Raw genomic sequence first — 17,180 nt, forward strand, 5'->3', positions numbered from 1 at the left:
CCTTTTTTATTGCAACCGGCCCGGCGGCATTTCAGAATGACAGCAAAGCTGTCAGAGGAGCATCACATGGCGACCATTACCGTTCGTAATCTGGATGACGACGTGAAGGAACTGTTGCGTATCGCGGCAGCCAGAAAAGGCCACTCGATGGAAGAGGAAGTGCGTTTAATTCTGAAACAGGCCTTAACGCCCGCCCAACCTGACTTCGGTTTGGGCAGCCAGCTCCGCCAGCGCTTTTCTACGCTGAGCATCGGGCCCCTCGAACTGCCATCCAAATGATTATTCTCAATACCGCCGTCATCCTGGAGATGATCAATCCCCGGCCGCAAAAGAATGTACTGCAATGGCTGGATGCGCAGGACACTACGCAGCTGTACCTGACCAGCCTGAGCGTCGCCGCACTTTTCTCCTGGGTTGAGAATTTGCCAGAGAACCAGCCGAAAGCCGCACTTTCGGAGGCTTTACTGGAAATGCTGAATCAGGATTTCGCCGGTCGCCTGCTGTCATTTGATGCGGCCAGCGCACTGTATTACCCGCGAGTTTCAGCCTTATTAAAAGCGGCCAGCAGGGATATGCCGGAGCCTGATATCCAGCTCGCCGCCGTTTGCCTCAATCATCAGGCGACTCTGGCAACGGATCATCCTGAAGGCTTTGCACTGGCAGGCGTGCAACTCGTGAATCCGTGGGACGCAGCAGAGACACCGAGATGGCGGGAAGAAGCGGCAGAGTATTATGTGATGAGCAGGAAGAACTGATAAACCCTGGGTTGCCGCAGCGCGACAAGTGATCGCCGATATGAAGAAACCAGGATGTTCTCAACTGCTTTTTACAGCCCTGATGCCATTAAAGCGGGGGATTATTAAGGCCCCCGTTTAATTAGACAGGCTTCTGCTGAACCGCCACCGCTTTGAGCATCTCAACCGGTAACGGCAAATAGGCGCGAATGCGTAACCCGCCACGCTCACTTTTCCCGATATCCAGCGTCCCCGAATGCGCATCAATAATACGCTGGACGATGGCCAGCCCGAGCCCGGTTCCGCTGGTGGTGCGTGCGCTTTCCCCCCGCACAAACGGCTGGAACAGATGCTTGAGCTGATCAGGCGCAATGCCCGGACCGTCATCCTCAACCTGGAACCAGGCGCGCTGCAACTCACGGCCGCTGCTGACTTTAATCCAGCCATCACCGTAGCGGGCGGCGTTAACCACCATATTCACCACCGCGCGCTTGATCGACAGCGGATGCGCATTCACCAGCAATTCACCTTCAGCCAGACCGGAATCGATTTCACGCTCATAGCCGCTTTCCGTGGCGATCACTTCACCCAAAATACCGTTGAGATCGGTGATTTCCGTCGGCATTTCCTGCCCGGTGCGCAGATAATCAATGAACTGCTCGATGATGGCATTGCACTCTTCGATGTCTTTATTGATCGACTCCGCGAGATAACCATCGCCGTCGCTCATCATTTCCGTCGCTAAACGAATGCGGGTGAGCGGCGTGCGTAAATCATGGCTGACGCCCGCCATCAATAATGTGCGGTCATCGGCCAGCAGTTTCACACCGGCAGCCATCTGGTTAAAGGCACGGGTAACCGAACGGACTTCTGAAGCACCGTACTCGCGCAGCGGCGGAGGAATAATCCCCTTACCCACCTGCAACGCGGCATGTTCAAGTTCCACCAGGGGTCGGTTCTGAATGCGGATAAACAGCCATGCGCCGCCTATCGCCAGTAACATAATGGCAAGCGTATAACGGAACAGCGGGGAAAAATCACCCTGATGAATTTCAGTCAGAGGTACGCGCACCCAGATATCCGGCGACAGCCAGGTTTTCAGCCACACGACCGGCGTGTTTTGGTTCACTTCAACACGCACGTCAGTCGGGCCACCGAGTTGCTGGGCCATCTGCTGACTCAGGAATTCGTAATGTTGCGCCCAGCGCAGGCCACTCTCCTCTGCCGCAGAGTTGGTATAAAGAGAGATGCCCAGTTCACGATAAATCTCGCGACGAAACGCCGGTGGTACGGCCAGCAACGTGCCATCTTCCAGCTGCAACCGGTCGGTCATCAGCATACGCACTTCGTAGGCCAAAACCTTATTGAACTGTTGCAGGCTCGGTAAGATGGCGAAGTTCAAGACCACCAGATAAGTCGTCACCAGGCTGACGAACAGCAAGGTGACGATGAGTAACAGTGTTCGGGCAAACGAGCTACGCGGTGAAAAGCGTATTCGTCTCATGCCTTACTGCCGTCCGGCACGAAGACATAGCCCAGACCCCAGACGGTCTGGATATAACGTGGATGCGCCGGATCTTCTTCTACCATGCGACGCAGACGCGAAATCTGCACGTCGATAGAACGCTCCATTGCACTGTATTCACGACCACGAGCAAGATTCATCAGCTTGTCGCGGGACAGGGGCTCACGCGGATGGCTCACCAGCGCTTTCAGCACGGCAAATTCACCGCTGGTCAGCGGCATAGGCTCATCTTCACGGAACATTTCGCGGGTGCCGAGATTCAGTTTGAATTTACCGAAGGAGATCACCGCTTCTTCCTGAGAAGGGGCACCCGGCAGTTCATTGGCCTGACGGCGCAATACGGCACGAATACGGGCCAGCAGTTCACGCGGGTTAAACGGCTTAGGAATGTAGTCGTCGGCACCAATTTCCAGCCCCACGATACGGTCAACTTCTTCGCCTTTCGCGGTGACCATAATGATGGGCATCGGGTTACTTTGGCTACGCAGGCGGCGGCAGATAGACAAACCGTCTTCGCCCGGCAACATCAAATCCAGCACCATCAGGTGGAAGGACTCACGGGTCAGCAGGCGGTCCATTTGTTCAGCATTGGCCACGCTACGCACCTGGAAGCCCTGTTCAGTCAGATAACGCTCCAAAAGTGCGCGCAGACGCATGTCGTCATCGACCACCAGAATCTTGTGATTTTCTTGCATGTAACTCTCCCAAAGGCGTGAATGCCTGAAGCGTGTATTGTTAGAAAAATCAGCCAAAACAGACAGTGTTTAATGGTATATATTCTAGCCGAAATTGTAACAATGAATACGGATTTCCTAATTTATCAACAATATCAGAGGAATCTTCCGCTACCAACGCCTGCTTTGTTACGGTTTGTCCCGCCCTCCAAAACCCGTTCCCGACTTCTGCTGTACTTTATCTGACCTGTCTGACCGATTCCCAGACGGCATCCTTGCGGGGTGAGAGTAAAAATGGCTCATTGTCGGTAAAAAAATCACTCTCAAATTAATTTGAGATGAAATTAAACAGAAATCTTAATGAGTCCTTTTATAGATAAAATTAATAATAAAATTTTAATAATATCTTTTTCTTTTCATCACAGACCAGTTAATCATCAACAAATCATTAAAATGAATCATCTAAATATAAACAATTATTCAGGTTTATATATTAGAGTAAAAAACACCCCAAAGCTAAATAGACAACTTCGCACCTACTATTCAATACATAAAACACTTGATAGAATCCGATTCCTGCAGGCGCTTCATTAATAAGTTTTGTGTATGAATTGATGAAACCTGTAGCCCTCACCTTCAATATTTATTTATGAATGGATGCTGAAAATGAAAATGAAATACAAAGCTATTGTTAGCGGATTACTTCTGGCGTTAGCTGGAAACAGCTACGCGATTGACGGAAGAATTAACTTCACGGGTGAAATCATTAAAACTGCTTGTGTGATTAACAATGGTAATGACTTAGACATTGAGCTAGGTACATATTCCGCAGCTCAGTTCCGTGCCATTGGTGATACTTCACCTAATATTCCGTTTACATTGCCGCTAGCGAATTGCCCTGTAGCACAAAAAGTTGGTGATCCTATTCCTCACTTCCGTATATGGCTGGAGGGCGATGTTGTTGATGCCACTCACCCTAACCTTCTTTTATTGCAAAATAGTTTTGGTGATACTATGTCTGATGGCGTAGGCGTCCAGATTTTAGATGCTAAAACTAAAAATGTTATGTTACTGAATACATTGCCAACGATGACCTATGACATCAACACAGCAATAATGGATGTTAACCTCCTGGCAAACTACAAATCCTATAAAGCACCCAACGACATTACTGCTGGCCGCGCAGATGCAAATGTCAATGTGACTCTTGATTATCGTTAAGCCCATTTGAATCGTGCAGGCAAAATTAAGCCTGCACGATTTATTTATTACAAAGGATTAAATAAGTCTATTCATAAATGGATGTTATAAATACATGTACAATCCAATCAAAATACTCCTTATGCTTTCCTCTCTGTTTCTCCTTTCCATTCAACTGAGTTATGGCGGAGGAATTCTTGTAGGGCGCACACGAGTGATTTATGAAGCCAATAAAAAAGAGGCATCATTACCTCTCAGCAATAAATCGGAAAGCAGGCCATTTCTTATCCAGTCTTGGACAGATGATGGTGATGGAAAAACACGAGGCCCATTTGTTGTTACTCCTCCACTTTTTCGTCTGAATGCCAATGACGAAAGCAACCTCCGTATTACATATACTGGAGGTGAATTACCTCAAGATAAAGAATCAATATTTTATATTAATGTGCGTGCTATTCCCTCTACGCCTAAAAATGATTACAACGAATTAAGACTTGTCATAAAAACCCGAATAAAGCTTTTTTACAGACCAGAAAAATTAAGCGGAAAAGCTTTTGAGGCATATAAACTGCTCACTTTTTCGCACGTTAAAGATCAACTGATGATAACTAACCCTACACCTTATTATGTGGTTTTCAGTTATCTCAAGGTAGGTAATGCCTTCCTGAATGACACCGACATGATTGCACCAAATAGCCAAATTTACGTGAAGTTACCGGCTAACAACGTCGGCGATATCATTGAATGGAGTGCAATAAATGATTATGGCGGGGATACCGCACCAGAGAAAAGAAGCCTTTGATTTTAATGGCTCCGCTCTGCCTTTAGTTGCATCAGTAAGATTCCAGGAAACTCAGAGAAATTGACTATGGATAGCCATCCAAATGCAAAAAAAGCGGGAAAGAGTGCCTTACTTCCCCGCATGCAGCGTCATATGGTCGCGCATTGCCTGAGCTGTTTCACGGCATTAATGAGCTATGCCGCCATGGCGGAAGAGGTCTACTTTGACCCTCACTTGCTTGAACAAAGTGGCCAGCCGACAGACAACGTGGATCTTTCAATTTTCTCAAAAAGTGATAATGCGCAGGTTGCCGGCGTTTACGATACGGCTATCTACGTCAACCTTGATAAGGTGCTGCAGCAAAAGATTCGTTATGACCAGTTGTCTGACGGTTCGTTATCTCCAGAGATTACCCCCGATCTGTTACGCGCACTGAACGTAAGGGTCGATGCATTTCCCTCTTTAGCCAACCATCAGCACGATGCTCCGCTTAATGTGCTTGGCCAGTATATTTCGGCAGCTACAGCTAAATTCGACTTTAACCGGATGCGTCTGGATATCAGTATGCCGCAGGCAGCAATTAATCAAACGGCTAAAGGCTACGTAGACCCAGAACGGTGGGACGACGGCGCTCCCGTATTATTTTCTAACTATACTTTTTCAGGTGCTGAACGAAAAAACAAAAATGGCAGCGATGATTCCAGTCAGTATCTGAACATGCAAAACGGAGTTAATTTAGGCCCCTGGCGCTTTCGAAATTACAGCACGTACAGCAGTAATGAAGGCCAGCAAAGTTGGGATGCCATTGCTACCTATGTTCAACGTGATATCAAAAGCCTGAAATCTCAGTTTCTGATCGGAGAAAGCTCTACGCCGGGAGATCTGTTTGCCAGCCTGCAATTTTCGGGGATTCAGCTGGCTTCAGATGACAATATGCTGCCTGACAGTCAACGGGGATTTGCACCTACCATACGCGGGATCGCCAATTCTTCTGCCGAGGTCACCATCCGCCAGGATGGCTATATTATTTATCAAAGTTATGTCGCACCGGGCGCTTTTGAAATTAACGATCTTTACCCTGCGTCATACAGCGGTGAACTCGAAGTCACCGTTAAAGAAGCGGATGGAACCGAAAGAAAATTTAATCAGCCCTTTTCATCTGTACCGATCATGCAACGACCAGGACGCTTCAAATACAGCGGCACTGTAGGTCGCTATCGCTCAAATGACAGTGATGATAAACAACCCAACTTTGCTCAAGGGACGGTAATTTACGGTATTTCCAATGAGATAACTTCCTATGCTGGCACACTTTTATCTACCGATTATTTTTCAGGTATGGCAGGGATAGGCTTTAACTTGTTTTCGCTGGGCTCCGTTTCTGTCGACCTGACTCAGGCTCAAACAACACGCGAAAATAATCAAAGCAGCAGCGGCCAGTCTTATCGCCTCCAGTATTCGAAAAATATCGAGGCAACGGATACCAATCTTTCAATCGCCAGCTACCGCTATTCCACAAGTGGATTCTATGATTATGATGAAGCTAACCGCTCACAGGAAGATGCAAAGCAAGAAGGGCATAAACGCAGCAAATATCAAGTCAGTATTAATCAGGCTCTTTGGGAAGGCGCCAGCGTGTATGTGTCGGCTTATCAGCAAGACTATTGGCGAGACACCAGTAAAGAGAATAACGTCTCGTTGGGATTGAATAACAATCTGTATGGCATCAGCTATAACCTTTCTTATAGCTACAGCCAGTTGGACGGCGAGAATAGTGATCAGCAAATCGCATTGAATATCCGCATCCCGCTGAGCGGCTGGTTGCCGCAAAGCTGGGCCACATATAGCGTTTCACGCGACAAAGAAGGGAATACCCGCCAGCAAGCAGGTCTTAGTGGAACCGCACTTGACGACCATCGACTTAGTTATTCCCTTCAGCAGAGCCATGCAGATCATGGTGGCAACGACAGCAGTAATATCAACACTGCTTATCGCTCATCCTTTGGCACATTCAACGCGGGCTATTATTACGATAATGACTCGCAACAAATCAACTATGGCATTGCTGGCGGCATCGTCGCGCATTCACACGGTTTAACGCTCTCTCAACCACTGGGTGAATCCTTTGCGTTGATTGATACAAATGGCGCCAGGGGAGCAAGATTGCAAAATCTCCCCGGACTCAGTACCGACTGGCGTGGATACGCCGTGGTGCCTTATCTCACATCCTATACCGAAAATCGCATCGCGTTAGATACCACGACCTTACCCGATGACGTGGATGTCACCCATACGTCAAAACTGGTTATACCCAACAAAGGTGCGATGGTCGTTGCACATTTCGACGCACGTATAGGGGCACGTGCGTTAATTAAACTTGTCCGCAGTAATGGTATCGCAGTGCCTTTCGGTGCTGTTGCTGTCAGTGAGGATCAATCGCTCGAAAATATCGTAGATGATGGCGGTGTACTGTATCTCTCAGGAGTAAAAACTGACGAGCCCGTAGATTTGCAGGTGAAATGGGGGGAGGCAATCCATCAACAATGCAAAGCCACCATTAATTTAAAACCTGCGGCATCATCGGTGCAATCCATCACTGCCTCATGCATTTAAGGATAAAACATGAACTGTTTGAAATCAGCCCTGCTTGCAAGCCTTACAGGTTTTTGCTCTTTGCAGGCTATTGCGGGCACTGCCACCTGTGAGCCAACGAATGGCAGTGCAGCTACTTATGAAAGTTCTCTTCTGCGTGATTTAACTGGCAATGACAATGAAAAGGGCAGCCTTATCACTGATGCGCTGAACAGCAGTCAGCAGAGTTATCAAATCACTTGTAATTGCACGCCTGCAGACGCCTCAAATGTTAATGGTGTATTAATCATGTACAGTCTGCAAACTTCACTCCCCCTCGGACATACCACTAACTACTTCAAAATAAATGATCATCTTGACGTAATGACTCAGATTGCTATCCCTAAAAATGGCAATGTCACCGTTCCGACCAGCAGAGCCGCCAGCGACGGCACACATCACTGGGATAAAGAAAACTCCGGTATCTGCATGCAGCAGAAAACCCAGGATAATTTGACTACCGGCTCCCAGGGCAGAGTAACGATATACATCTCAAGACCTTTCATTGGTGTAGTGAACATTCCCCGCATCGAGATAGCCCGGGTTTATGCCTCTTCAGCAACATCCAACACAAACGCGCCTCCTTTAGGATCACCCGTTGCTATTGTTTATCTCAGCGGAACGCTGACGGTACCGCAAAATTGTGAGATCAATCAGGGTGAAATCATTTCAGTCAATTTTGGTACTGTTCAGTCCAGCCTGTTTACTACTAAAGATTCTCCACCCAATGGTTATCGTCCTGTGACCTTTAATATTAAATATGACTGTTCGAAAAGTGGACTTCCTTCCATTCCCACCAATGATAAGTTAGAGATGATGCTTGAAGGGCAGGATGTGGAGAATCAGTATTATTTAATCGCGCGTCGCCGCCCCTCTGATAACAAAGGGGATATTGGAATTGTCGTAGAAGATGCAGGCGGGACTTACATGCCGTTTGTACAGGGGGTGTTACCTATGAATCAGAATGGGCTGGGAACAATTAATTTAAAAGCCATACCCATAAACCTGGTCGGCGGTGAACTCGACACAGGTCCCTTCCAGGCGACGGCCACGCTTAAAATCGATATCAGATAATTTTCAGGCAGCCATTGCGCTGCCTGAATTTCACCGCTAATTCACAATCTCAATACTCACCAACCGGCTGTCCGCGCGTCCGCGATCGTCTACGGCGCGGATGCGGTACTGCCCGTTATTGATAGGCTGCCAGTTAATGGCGGATTTGCTTGCGGAGCTGCCGAGATAGATATCATCGACAAACCAGTAGACCGTTTTACTGTCCGCGTCAGTGACCGCGTTGAACGAAATCCGGTCGCGCCCCTGCTGGGATTGCCGCAAGGTATACGTCGTGTTTTTAAGCGGCGAGGTAATACGCGGCGGGTTACCACTGACGTCCACACCGTTATCTTTGCAGTGACTCACCGGCGGTTTGCGCTTAGGTAAACCGGCTTGTGCAAACACGTTAGCCAGGTCCGATGGCCAGAACTCAAACACTTCAGTACGGGTTTCGTCCTCATCAAAGGGCGGACACGCCACGTCACCAGTCAGTTTATCAAGACGCACCGGGCGATAGACGGTATCGACTTTAATCGGTGATTTACCGGGAATAAACCAGGTTTTCCCCTTTTGCTGGCACCAGGGTGTCGGTAAATCACCGCTGGCCAGGCAGATATCCACCCGTTTCAGTTGCTTAGGGAATGCACGCTTCGGCTCCTGCAATGCCGGATAGCTGGCATTGATGCTGTCGATAATATTGAAGAACAGCGGCGCTGCGGCCTCTGCGCCGACAAACACATTATTGCCTTTACTGTCGAAATTCCCCTCCCACACCACCAGGACGTAAGGACCGAAAATCCCGACGCTCCAGGCGTCACGAAATCCCCATGAGGTGCCGGTTTTCCAGTACACGGGCAGCGCGGAGGGCTGCTGGGCCAGCGTATCGCCAGGGCGGCGGTGCTGACGCAACATGTCCAGCGTCATAAAACTGGCTTCTTCACTCAGTAACCGTACCGGCGTGGCCGTTTGTGGATCACTCTTTTGCATCCTCAGCGGTTGCAGCACGCCGCGGTTCGCCAGCAGGGCATACAACTTTGCCAGTTCCTGCATCGTCACTTCCCCGCCGCCCAGCACCAGCGACAGGCCATAGTGATTTTCGCTGGACATATTGGCAACGCCGGAAAGACGCAGAAACTGATAAAACGACGGCTGGCGAAGCTGCGACGCAACATACACGGCAGGAATATTGCGGCTGAAGTTCAGGGCATCCGTGGCCGTCACTGGCCCCAGAAAGCGGCGGTCGAAGTTCTCCGGCGCATAAGCACCGAAGGCTGACGGCACATCCTTCAGGATAGTCATCGGATGCAACACGCCCTGCTCCATGCCCAGCGCGTAAATAAAGGGTTTGAGCGCCGATCCCGGCGAGCGTTTGGCGTTAGTGCCGTTCACCTGCCCCTGAATACTGCGGTTGTAGTAATCCGCCGATCCCATCAGCGCCCGCACCCCCATATCGCGGCTATCGACCAGCAGCACGGCGGCATTCTGGATACCGCGACTTTGGTTACGGGTGATAAATGCGTTTACCTGACGCTCAACCAGCCGCTGCAGGCCCGCGTCCAGCGTCGTGTCGATGCGGGTATTGGTCTGGATCAGTTGCCGGTTTTGCAGCCTGAGCTGTTCGATAAAATGTGGCGCGATGTAGGGCATCCGCTCCGGCTGGCGCAGCGCCAGCGGCAATCTGAACAGTGAAATCTGGCTGGAATCTGTGACGTAATGTGCCTGCCAGCGCTCAAACAGCCGGTTGCGTGCCTGCGTCAGCGCCGCCCCCAGTACGCCGGTATTGGCATCAATACGAAAACTCGGTGATTGCGGTAAAACAGCCAGCGTCAGGGCTTCAGGTAATGTCAGATCTTTGGGGGCCTTATTGAAATAAATCAGACTGGCGGCGCCGATGCTCTCAATGTTGCGCCCGTAGGGCGCGTAGTTCAGATAGGCTTCGAGGATGTCGTGTTTGGAATAACTCAGCTCCAGCTGAACCGCACGTAAAACCTGCATGATTTTGCCGGACGGCGTGCGGGTATTGAGATGCCAGTGCATACGCGCCAGTTGCATGGTGATGGTCGAGCCGCCCTGCATTTTGCCGCCCGCCACATAACTGCGCCAGAATCCACGCAGCAGGCTGACCGGGTTGAAACCGGGGTTAACGTAAAACCAGCGGTCTTCGTGCAACAGCAAACCGTTAATGGCCAGCGGAGAAACCTGTCCGAGCGGCGTCCACAAACGATAGCGGTCATCATTGGCAAGCGTGATGCGCATCAGCGTGCCCTGGCGATCGTAATAGACGGTTGAGAAAGGTTGCCCCTGCGAAAGCGGCGGATGCGGCCACAGACGGCAGACAAGCACGATCAGCGCCAGTAAAAAGACGCCCATCAGAATATTTTGCAGCAGACGTTTTGCTGTGCGGAAGAATGTGGGAATGGTGATCATCTTGCTACCTGGGAAAGGTTACGCCCCGCCGTGAATGGCGGGGCGTAGTCTTCAGACAGTGCCTGGCACCCTCTGTTATTTGTTGTCAGCAGCAGGCACAACCACCAGTTTTTTATCACTGACGGAGAGCGCCTGAACTTCGCGGTCGTACATCGCCTCGCCATACGCTGGCGGGATCACAAAGCTGCCGGTATTGGTGGCTTTGATCTGATACACAAACTCCTGTACATCGGTGCTTGCGCTGCCGTAAATCACCACGCGATCTTCACGAATATCGCTGTAGTCCGGCGCCCACGTTGAACCCGATGCCGCCAGCGGTGACTGCCAGGAAGCTGACGCTTCCGCGTCGCTGTTCTCGTCGCTGCTGTCAGATTCCGGTTCCGGTGGCGTTTGCTGAACCACTTCGAAGCCGCCCGGCAGCAAATCAACAATCGCCAGATTGCTTTGACCCTCTTCTGAATTGGCACGGACTTTCAGATGCACGTTGATCTTCTGCCCCAGCGTGACCTGCGTGACCGCATTGCCTTTTTCATCCGTGTAATCGCGGGTGATTTCCAGACCGCGCGAAATCGCTTTCTTCGGCGCGGACAGGTCGTAACCGGCCTGCGTCACCACATACCAGGCTGGCGCATCGTTACCGTTTTCCACACGCAATGCTTTCGCATCAGCAGTGAAATTCGCTTTCGCAAACAGCCCCTGAACGCTGGAAATCAGCTGCGGTTCAACATTATTTCTTTTGCTGATCTGCGTGATTTTCAGCGCATCCGGTGCCGTTACCTGGGCTGCCACCTGTGAGGAATAGCTCTCCAGCGCCAGAATGCTCATCGCCGAAGAATAGGTGGTGTAACGTTCCTCTTTCAGCGATTTGACCATGTTTTCCAGCACCTGCGGCGGAATGGCTGACACTTTTTCCGGGAAGTGACGGGTGATCAGATACAGCCGCGTTGCGTCCTGCACCAGTGGGTCAAAGTAACTCTGCGTCCACCAGGCTTTGTCATACGCCTTGCTCAGTTGCTTCCATGTCGGCTGCAACAGCGTATTGGCTTCATCATCCATCTTCAGCATGCGATAAGACGACGCCAGATACAGCGCGCTGAGATCGGTTTTCCAGGTGTCCGGATAACGCTGTTGCAGTGTGTCCTGCACCGAGGCCAGCGAACTGGTGGTGATTTCACCCTGACGCGTCAGCAGATACACCGCCCATGCGCGCAGACGTAAGTTGTACAAATCATCATTCTGATTCGCCGCCAATACACGTAATGCGCCGTTGGCCTCTTCCAGCATGCCGGCTGGCAGCGCCACGCCTGCGGCTTTGGCTTCCAGCAAATACTGCACCACATAAGGCGTGACGAACGGATCGGTTTCCGGCGACGAACGCCACAGACCTATCGCGCCGCTGTCGTTCTGACGTGAACGCAGGATCGCCAGCATGTCTTTCAATTTCTTACTGGTTTCAGCCTGACTCAGACTGCCTTTCATTTCCGGATGCAGCCCTTCAAGGATCATCGGAACCGAACGGCTGACAATCTGCTCCGAACAGTAGTACGGATAATCCGCCAGATACTGCGACAACCCGTTGGTCAGCACCAGTGGCGAGTTGGAAACTGCCGCTTTGCGCACCGAATAAGCATCAAACATCTGACGCAGGTTATCGACGTTCTGGCTGCTGCCGCTCATACGTCCCATCACCGACTGCGTGCGGAACGGCATCGCCGGTCGCACCGACGTACTGATGGTGCGGCGGCTGGTTTTATCAGCATACGTAGCGTCAAACACCAGCGGCGCATCGCCCGGCAGGGCTTTGGCGCGCAGACGGAAGTAGATTACGCCTTCGCGTTTTTCGGCCAGCGACAGGTTCTGATCGGCTTTACCGACCACTTCCAGTTGTGGCGGCACGGTCAGGTGGATCGCCACCGGAATGCTTTTTCCGTTCAGACCTTCGAGGTTATTGCTGACCCCGACACTGACGTCAAACTCATCGCCCGGCGCCACCATCGACGGCACATTCGGCGTCATGATGAAGTTGTCGCGCACCGTTGCGGACGTTTGCGCTTTACCGATTTTGTCCGGCGTGACTGAAATTGCCATCACGCGGATTTTACCGTTGAAGTAATCCGGCACCTGGTAATCGAACTGCTTCTCGCCATTTACTTCGGTAATGCCAGACCAGTACGCCACTGGCTTATCGCGTTTACGTTTGAACGGATTGACGTTCAGATCCAGCCCTTCACCGGCGTCCCCGCCCGGCGCGGCGGCCAGCTGCATCAGCTTGCTGAACTCCGGCAGGATAAGGTCGAGGATTTGCGAGCTTTCCACGCCAAGCTCGCGTTTACGGAAGAAATATTCCAGCGGATCTTTCAGGCGATAACGCGCCACCTGCAAAATCCCCTCATCGACGGCAAACAGCGCAACCTGCTGCGGGCCGTCTGTCATCACTGTCATCGCCAGGTTTTCGCCCGGTTTGATCACTTCAGGCGCGTCAACTTCGAGGTAGTTCTGCCGCGCTTTGGTACTGATTTTGAATGGCATTACGCCGTAGCTGAGCGGGCTCATGAAAATTTCGTCGGAATTCACATCGCGTACGAACTGCACGTTGATATAACCGTTGCCTTCCATGCCCGCAGGGACGCGGATTTTCTGCACCGAACTGGTGGTATCGGTGTGGAACCACTGCCAGCTGTAGACTTTATCTTTCTCGATGGTGATAAGGCCACTGCCGGTATATGGCGCGTTAACCGACACCTCGATTTCCTCGCCCGGCAGATATTCGCCCTGATTCAGTTTCAGCTTCAGTTCGGCATTTCTGTCCAGCGAACGGCTGAGGTTGGCATTACCGGCGACGGTATAGCCAATGCGGTTCAGCACGTTGCCCTGTGCGTCTTCAACCACCAGCACGAAATCACCCGGTTTGTCCGTCGCCAGCGTCAGGTCATTGCCCTGCGCGCTAAGTGACAGCGGCTGTTCCGACAGCTGCACTTCCTTCATTTTGGACTGATATTTATAAACGCCGGAATCCTGTTTGGTCAGCACCGAAATGTATTTCTGTTCGATCAGTGCAACTTTCAGCGCAGGCAGCGCGATCTGTTTCAGCGTCGGATCAACCGCAATCACATTGAGATGACGCACCGCACTGCGGTTGATGTACCCCAGATCGCCGTCCGGTTTAACGCCGACCAGATAATCATACGGCGACACTAAAACCCGTGCGGTGGCGGAAACTGAACGCCCGCCACCGGCCACAAACGCCTCGGACAGCAACTGCAACTGGTAGGTCGCGTCAGCATAGGATTTCAGGTCCAGCGGAATGTTCGCCGCGCCTTTTTCATCGGTGGTGCGGTCTTCCAGTTCTGTTTCGAAGCCGTCGCTGTTCTGGCGGTTCTCATAGAAGGCATATTCCGGGAACTGATCAAAGCTCGGATACATCGGGCGCAGCGTCAGTTTCGACGTCACGCGGCGATCTTGTGCCGGTGTGCCAAACAAATTTTGCACGTCGATATTGGCCTGCAATTCCGACGGTTTCACCCAGCCCTGCTTGCGCTCAGGCGTCAGCTGGAGTTTTACCTTCAGCTGGTCCGGCTCGAACTCTTTCACATTGACGGAGGTATGCCCCAGCAGCGTAGAAGATTCATTGTCTTTGCCGATCAGATACAGATAGACGTTCCATTCGCCGGTAGGCGAATTATCATCAGTCGTGTAACTGAGTTCGTTAAAACCACTGGCACCGAGCGTCAGCGGTACAGTGCTCATCAGCTTATCGCGCGGATCGTGGATCTCAGCGCGAACCGGCACACCGGCCAGCCCGTTACTCCAGTCAGCGGCGCGGGTGATCAGGCCGATATTAAACGTATCGCCAGGACGATAAACACCGCGATCGGAGAACAGATAGCTGCTCAGCGTGCGCGGATCGTTCGGCGTGATTTCGCCATCAATGTCAAAACGTGAGAAGTCGAGGCCACGATCGTTATCACGATCGGCAGGCAGGAAGGAGACATCGCCCTCTTTCTCTGCCAGGAACATCACTGGCTGGCGCTCGCTGGTATAAACGTCCAGCGCCGGGAAACGCACATGGCCGTCGGCACCGGTGGTTTGCGTCAGCAGCGTGACGCCGTTTTTCGCAATCACCGAGACTTTCGCGTTCGCCACCGGCGTACCGCTGTGAATTGACTGCACAAACACATCGCGGGTTTTATCCTGCGAACGCTTGGCAATAATCCCCAGATCGGTCACAACGACAAAGCGGGAATCGCCCACAGAGGGTTCGTCACCGCTCTCTTCTTCCTGATAGACGTTGCCGTCATCATCTGCGGCCGGTTTTTCTTCTTTCTTCTTTGGATCCCATTCCGACAGCGTCAGCAGGAATACGCCACGGTGCGAGTTGGGATCGGTCGAAAGATAGCGTGAGAGATCAACGCCCTGATAATTCACCTCACCCGGTTTATCGTTATTTACCGCCGTCTGATATTTGAAGTGCTCAGTAAAATACTCGTCATTCAGGCGGTTAAATTCTGCGGAGGAATACTGACGGCTTTTAAAGGAAACGATGTGTTGCAACTGGCCTGGGATCACCCGTTTGATGTCCAGACGCATTCCCGGCACGTTACGCGCCGCAACGCTGATTTGCTTGTCACCGTTGACCGACAGCAGCGAGCCCTGCGACATAAATTGCAGAGACTTCGGATAATCCGGAACCTGCACGATACGGTAGACTTTTTCCGGCATTTTGTAGCCACCGGAGGAGGTCAGCACGTTATCAATTTCCACCAGCATTGAGCGGTGCGCAGGGGCATCAAAGCGGAAGCTGAACTGCGGCTGAAAATCACTTTCGGCGTCATTGAGCTGAATATTCAGCGGCGTGGACAGCGCCAGCACGTTATTTTCGATGCTTTGCACTTCCCAGCTGGCGTAGTCGTCCGGGCCGGTACCGGCTTCGGTTTCATTCGGATCGTGCTGCGGCAACAGCCAGACTTTCACCGCGCGGCGAATGTCTTTGTCTTTGACCGCATCGCTGAAACCGACAATCAGCGCACGCTGGCCTTTCGCCCCGTCAGCATCCACGACCTGCGCGCTGGCTTCATTTACCGTCAGGCTGTAAAGCGTCGGCACGGAAACCACACCATTTCTGGCTTGTGTCGTGGCGTTCGATGCCACCGAGGCTTTCACGCCCTCACCGATCGAGACGCGCACGGAGCCGCCGTGATCAAGCGATTTCAGCGGTTCAGAATGCACCCACGCATTGAGTTTTTTCTGGTCGTAGACCACGGAATAATTGAGTTTCGACTCGGTTTTGGCTTTCCCTTCGGTCAGGCCAAGCGTGATTTGCTTTTCAAAGCTGGCCACATCCACCGGTGCATTAAATCTGACGTTGAAAATGGCACTGCGTTTTTGCGGATCCTGCGGGTCCTGGTAATACTCCGTTTCCCCAAGCTGATAATCAAACGCCGGCGCAGTGAATTCATAGCGCGTCACGGGCAGTTTGATTTGCGGGGCGAGTAACACGTCAGGCGTGAAATTCACTTCATATCGGGTGCCCATTGGCAGCGGTTTTTTCGGCGTGAATGCCAGCGTGTAGCCACTCAGCCATTTCCACTCGCCTTCCACGGCAGGTTTCAGGGAAATCCCTTTCTCGACCACTTTGCCAACATCGGTCAGCGGTGCAGCGGAGTTTTTGAAGTAAAACGACACCTGCTGCGGCGCCAGTTTCTGCGCGGCGTAGTTCACCGCTTCCGGGCCACTGACCCGCACGCTGGTTTCCTGATAGACCATCGGTGCCGGTTCAATCGGCTGCGGGCGGTTTAACCACCAGTGCCAGCCGTAAACGCCCGCGCCTGCCGCGCACAGCAACACCAGAATCGTCAGGCTGATGGCTTTCGGGTGTTTATCCACCCCGCCTTCCAGGCGTGCAAAACCACGCTTCAGCCCGCCGGACATTGCCGTCCACCAGACCGGCGCACGCCAGTCGATATTGCCGACAACAGGTTTAAAGACGCGCCCAAGCAGACCCAAAATGAAGGCCAGCGCGCGGAGGACGCCTTTTATCAATGTAAAAGGCAGACGAAGTAAGAATTTGAGTAAATCCATTTGTAGCTGTACCCCTAATCCCTGTGACCCATAACCAGAAGTTATTTTTTATGAAACTATTATAAAATTCAGAATAT

General features: G+C 51.7%; 10 protein-coding genes. 6 read left to right on the forward strand and 4 right to left on the reverse strand.

The genetic code is table 11. From position 1 onward, the window contains the following. The first annotated feature begins 66 nt into the window (after positions 1–66). Complete coding sequence (locus ABSH60_RS08345; RefSeq protein ID WP_056775379.1) at positions 67–279, forward strand: hypothetical protein; 213 nt, start codon at positions 67–69, stop codon at positions 277–279. Continuing rightward, positions 276–755, forward strand: coding sequence for a type II toxin-antitoxin system VapC family toxin (locus tag ABSH60_RS08350; RefSeq protein ID WP_390973504.1), 480 nt, complete (start codon positions 276–278; stop codon positions 753–755). The genes ABSH60_RS08345 and ABSH60_RS08350 overlap by 4 nt, the downstream gene beginning before the upstream one ends. Before the next feature lie 121 nt (positions 756–876). On the opposite strand, the gene envZ is transcribed toward ABSH60_RS08350, so the two are convergent. Next, positions 877–2,238 (reverse strand): two-component system sensor histidine kinase EnvZ, encoded by a 1,362-nt coding sequence (envZ, locus tag ABSH60_RS08355; protein ID WP_056775384.1) that lies wholly within the window; start codon positions 2,236–2,238, stop codon positions 877–879. Continuing rightward, on the reverse strand, positions 2,235–2,954 hold the full coding sequence (ompR, locus tag ABSH60_RS08360; protein WP_009635740.1) for a two-component system response regulator OmpR: 720 nt from the start codon (positions 2,952–2,954) through the stop codon (positions 2,235–2,237). The genes envZ and ompR overlap by 4 nt, the downstream gene beginning before the upstream one ends. A 645-nt stretch (positions 2,955–3,599) precedes the next feature. On the opposite strand from ompR, the gene ABSH60_RS08365 reads away from it, so the two are divergent. From ABSH60_RS08365 to ABSH60_RS08380, 4 genes are all read left to right on the forward strand, one after another. After that, positions 3,600–4,154 (forward strand): fimbrial protein, encoded by a 555-nt coding sequence (locus ABSH60_RS08365; protein ID WP_390973507.1) that lies wholly within the window; start codon positions 3,600–3,602, stop codon positions 4,152–4,154. Positions 4,155–4,248: 94 nt separating this feature from the next. Continuing rightward, on the forward strand, positions 4,249–4,935 hold the full coding sequence (locus ABSH60_RS08370; RefSeq protein ID WP_390973509.1) for a fimbria/pilus periplasmic chaperone: 687 nt from the start codon (positions 4,249–4,251) through the stop codon (positions 4,933–4,935). Positions 4,936–5,055: 120 nt separating this feature from the next. Further along, the gene (locus ABSH60_RS08375; RefSeq protein WP_390975714.1) at positions 5,056–7,527 is read left to right on the forward strand and encodes a fimbria/pilus outer membrane usher protein; all 2,472 of its coding nucleotides are present in this window, start codon (positions 5,056–5,058) and stop codon (positions 7,525–7,527) included. Between the two features lie 9 nt (positions 7,528–7,536). Beyond that, on the forward strand, positions 7,537–8,619 hold the full coding sequence (locus ABSH60_RS08380) for a fimbrial protein (protein WP_390973511.1): 1,083 nt from the start codon (positions 7,537–7,539) through the stop codon (positions 8,617–8,619). Between the two features lie 36 nt (positions 8,620–8,655). Here ABSH60_RS08380 and pbpC read toward each other — a convergent pair whose 3' ends face one another. Further along, on the reverse strand, positions 8,656–11,025 hold the full coding sequence (gene pbpC / locus ABSH60_RS08385; protein ID WP_390973513.1) for a penicillin-binding protein 1C: 2,370 nt from the start codon (positions 11,023–11,025) through the stop codon (positions 8,656–8,658). A gap of 75 nt (positions 11,026–11,100) precedes the next feature. Further along, positions 11,101–17,103, reverse strand: a complete 6,003-nt coding sequence (locus tag ABSH60_RS08390; protein WP_390973515.1) for an MG2 domain-containing protein — start codon at positions 17,101–17,103, stop codon at positions 11,101–11,103. Positions 17,104–17,180: the final 77 nt, after the last annotated feature.

This window comes from Rahnella sp. R3(2024), from assembly GCF_042920125.1.
Classification (GTDB): domain Bacteria; phylum Pseudomonadota; class Gammaproteobacteria; order Enterobacterales; family Enterobacteriaceae; genus Rahnella; species Rahnella rivi.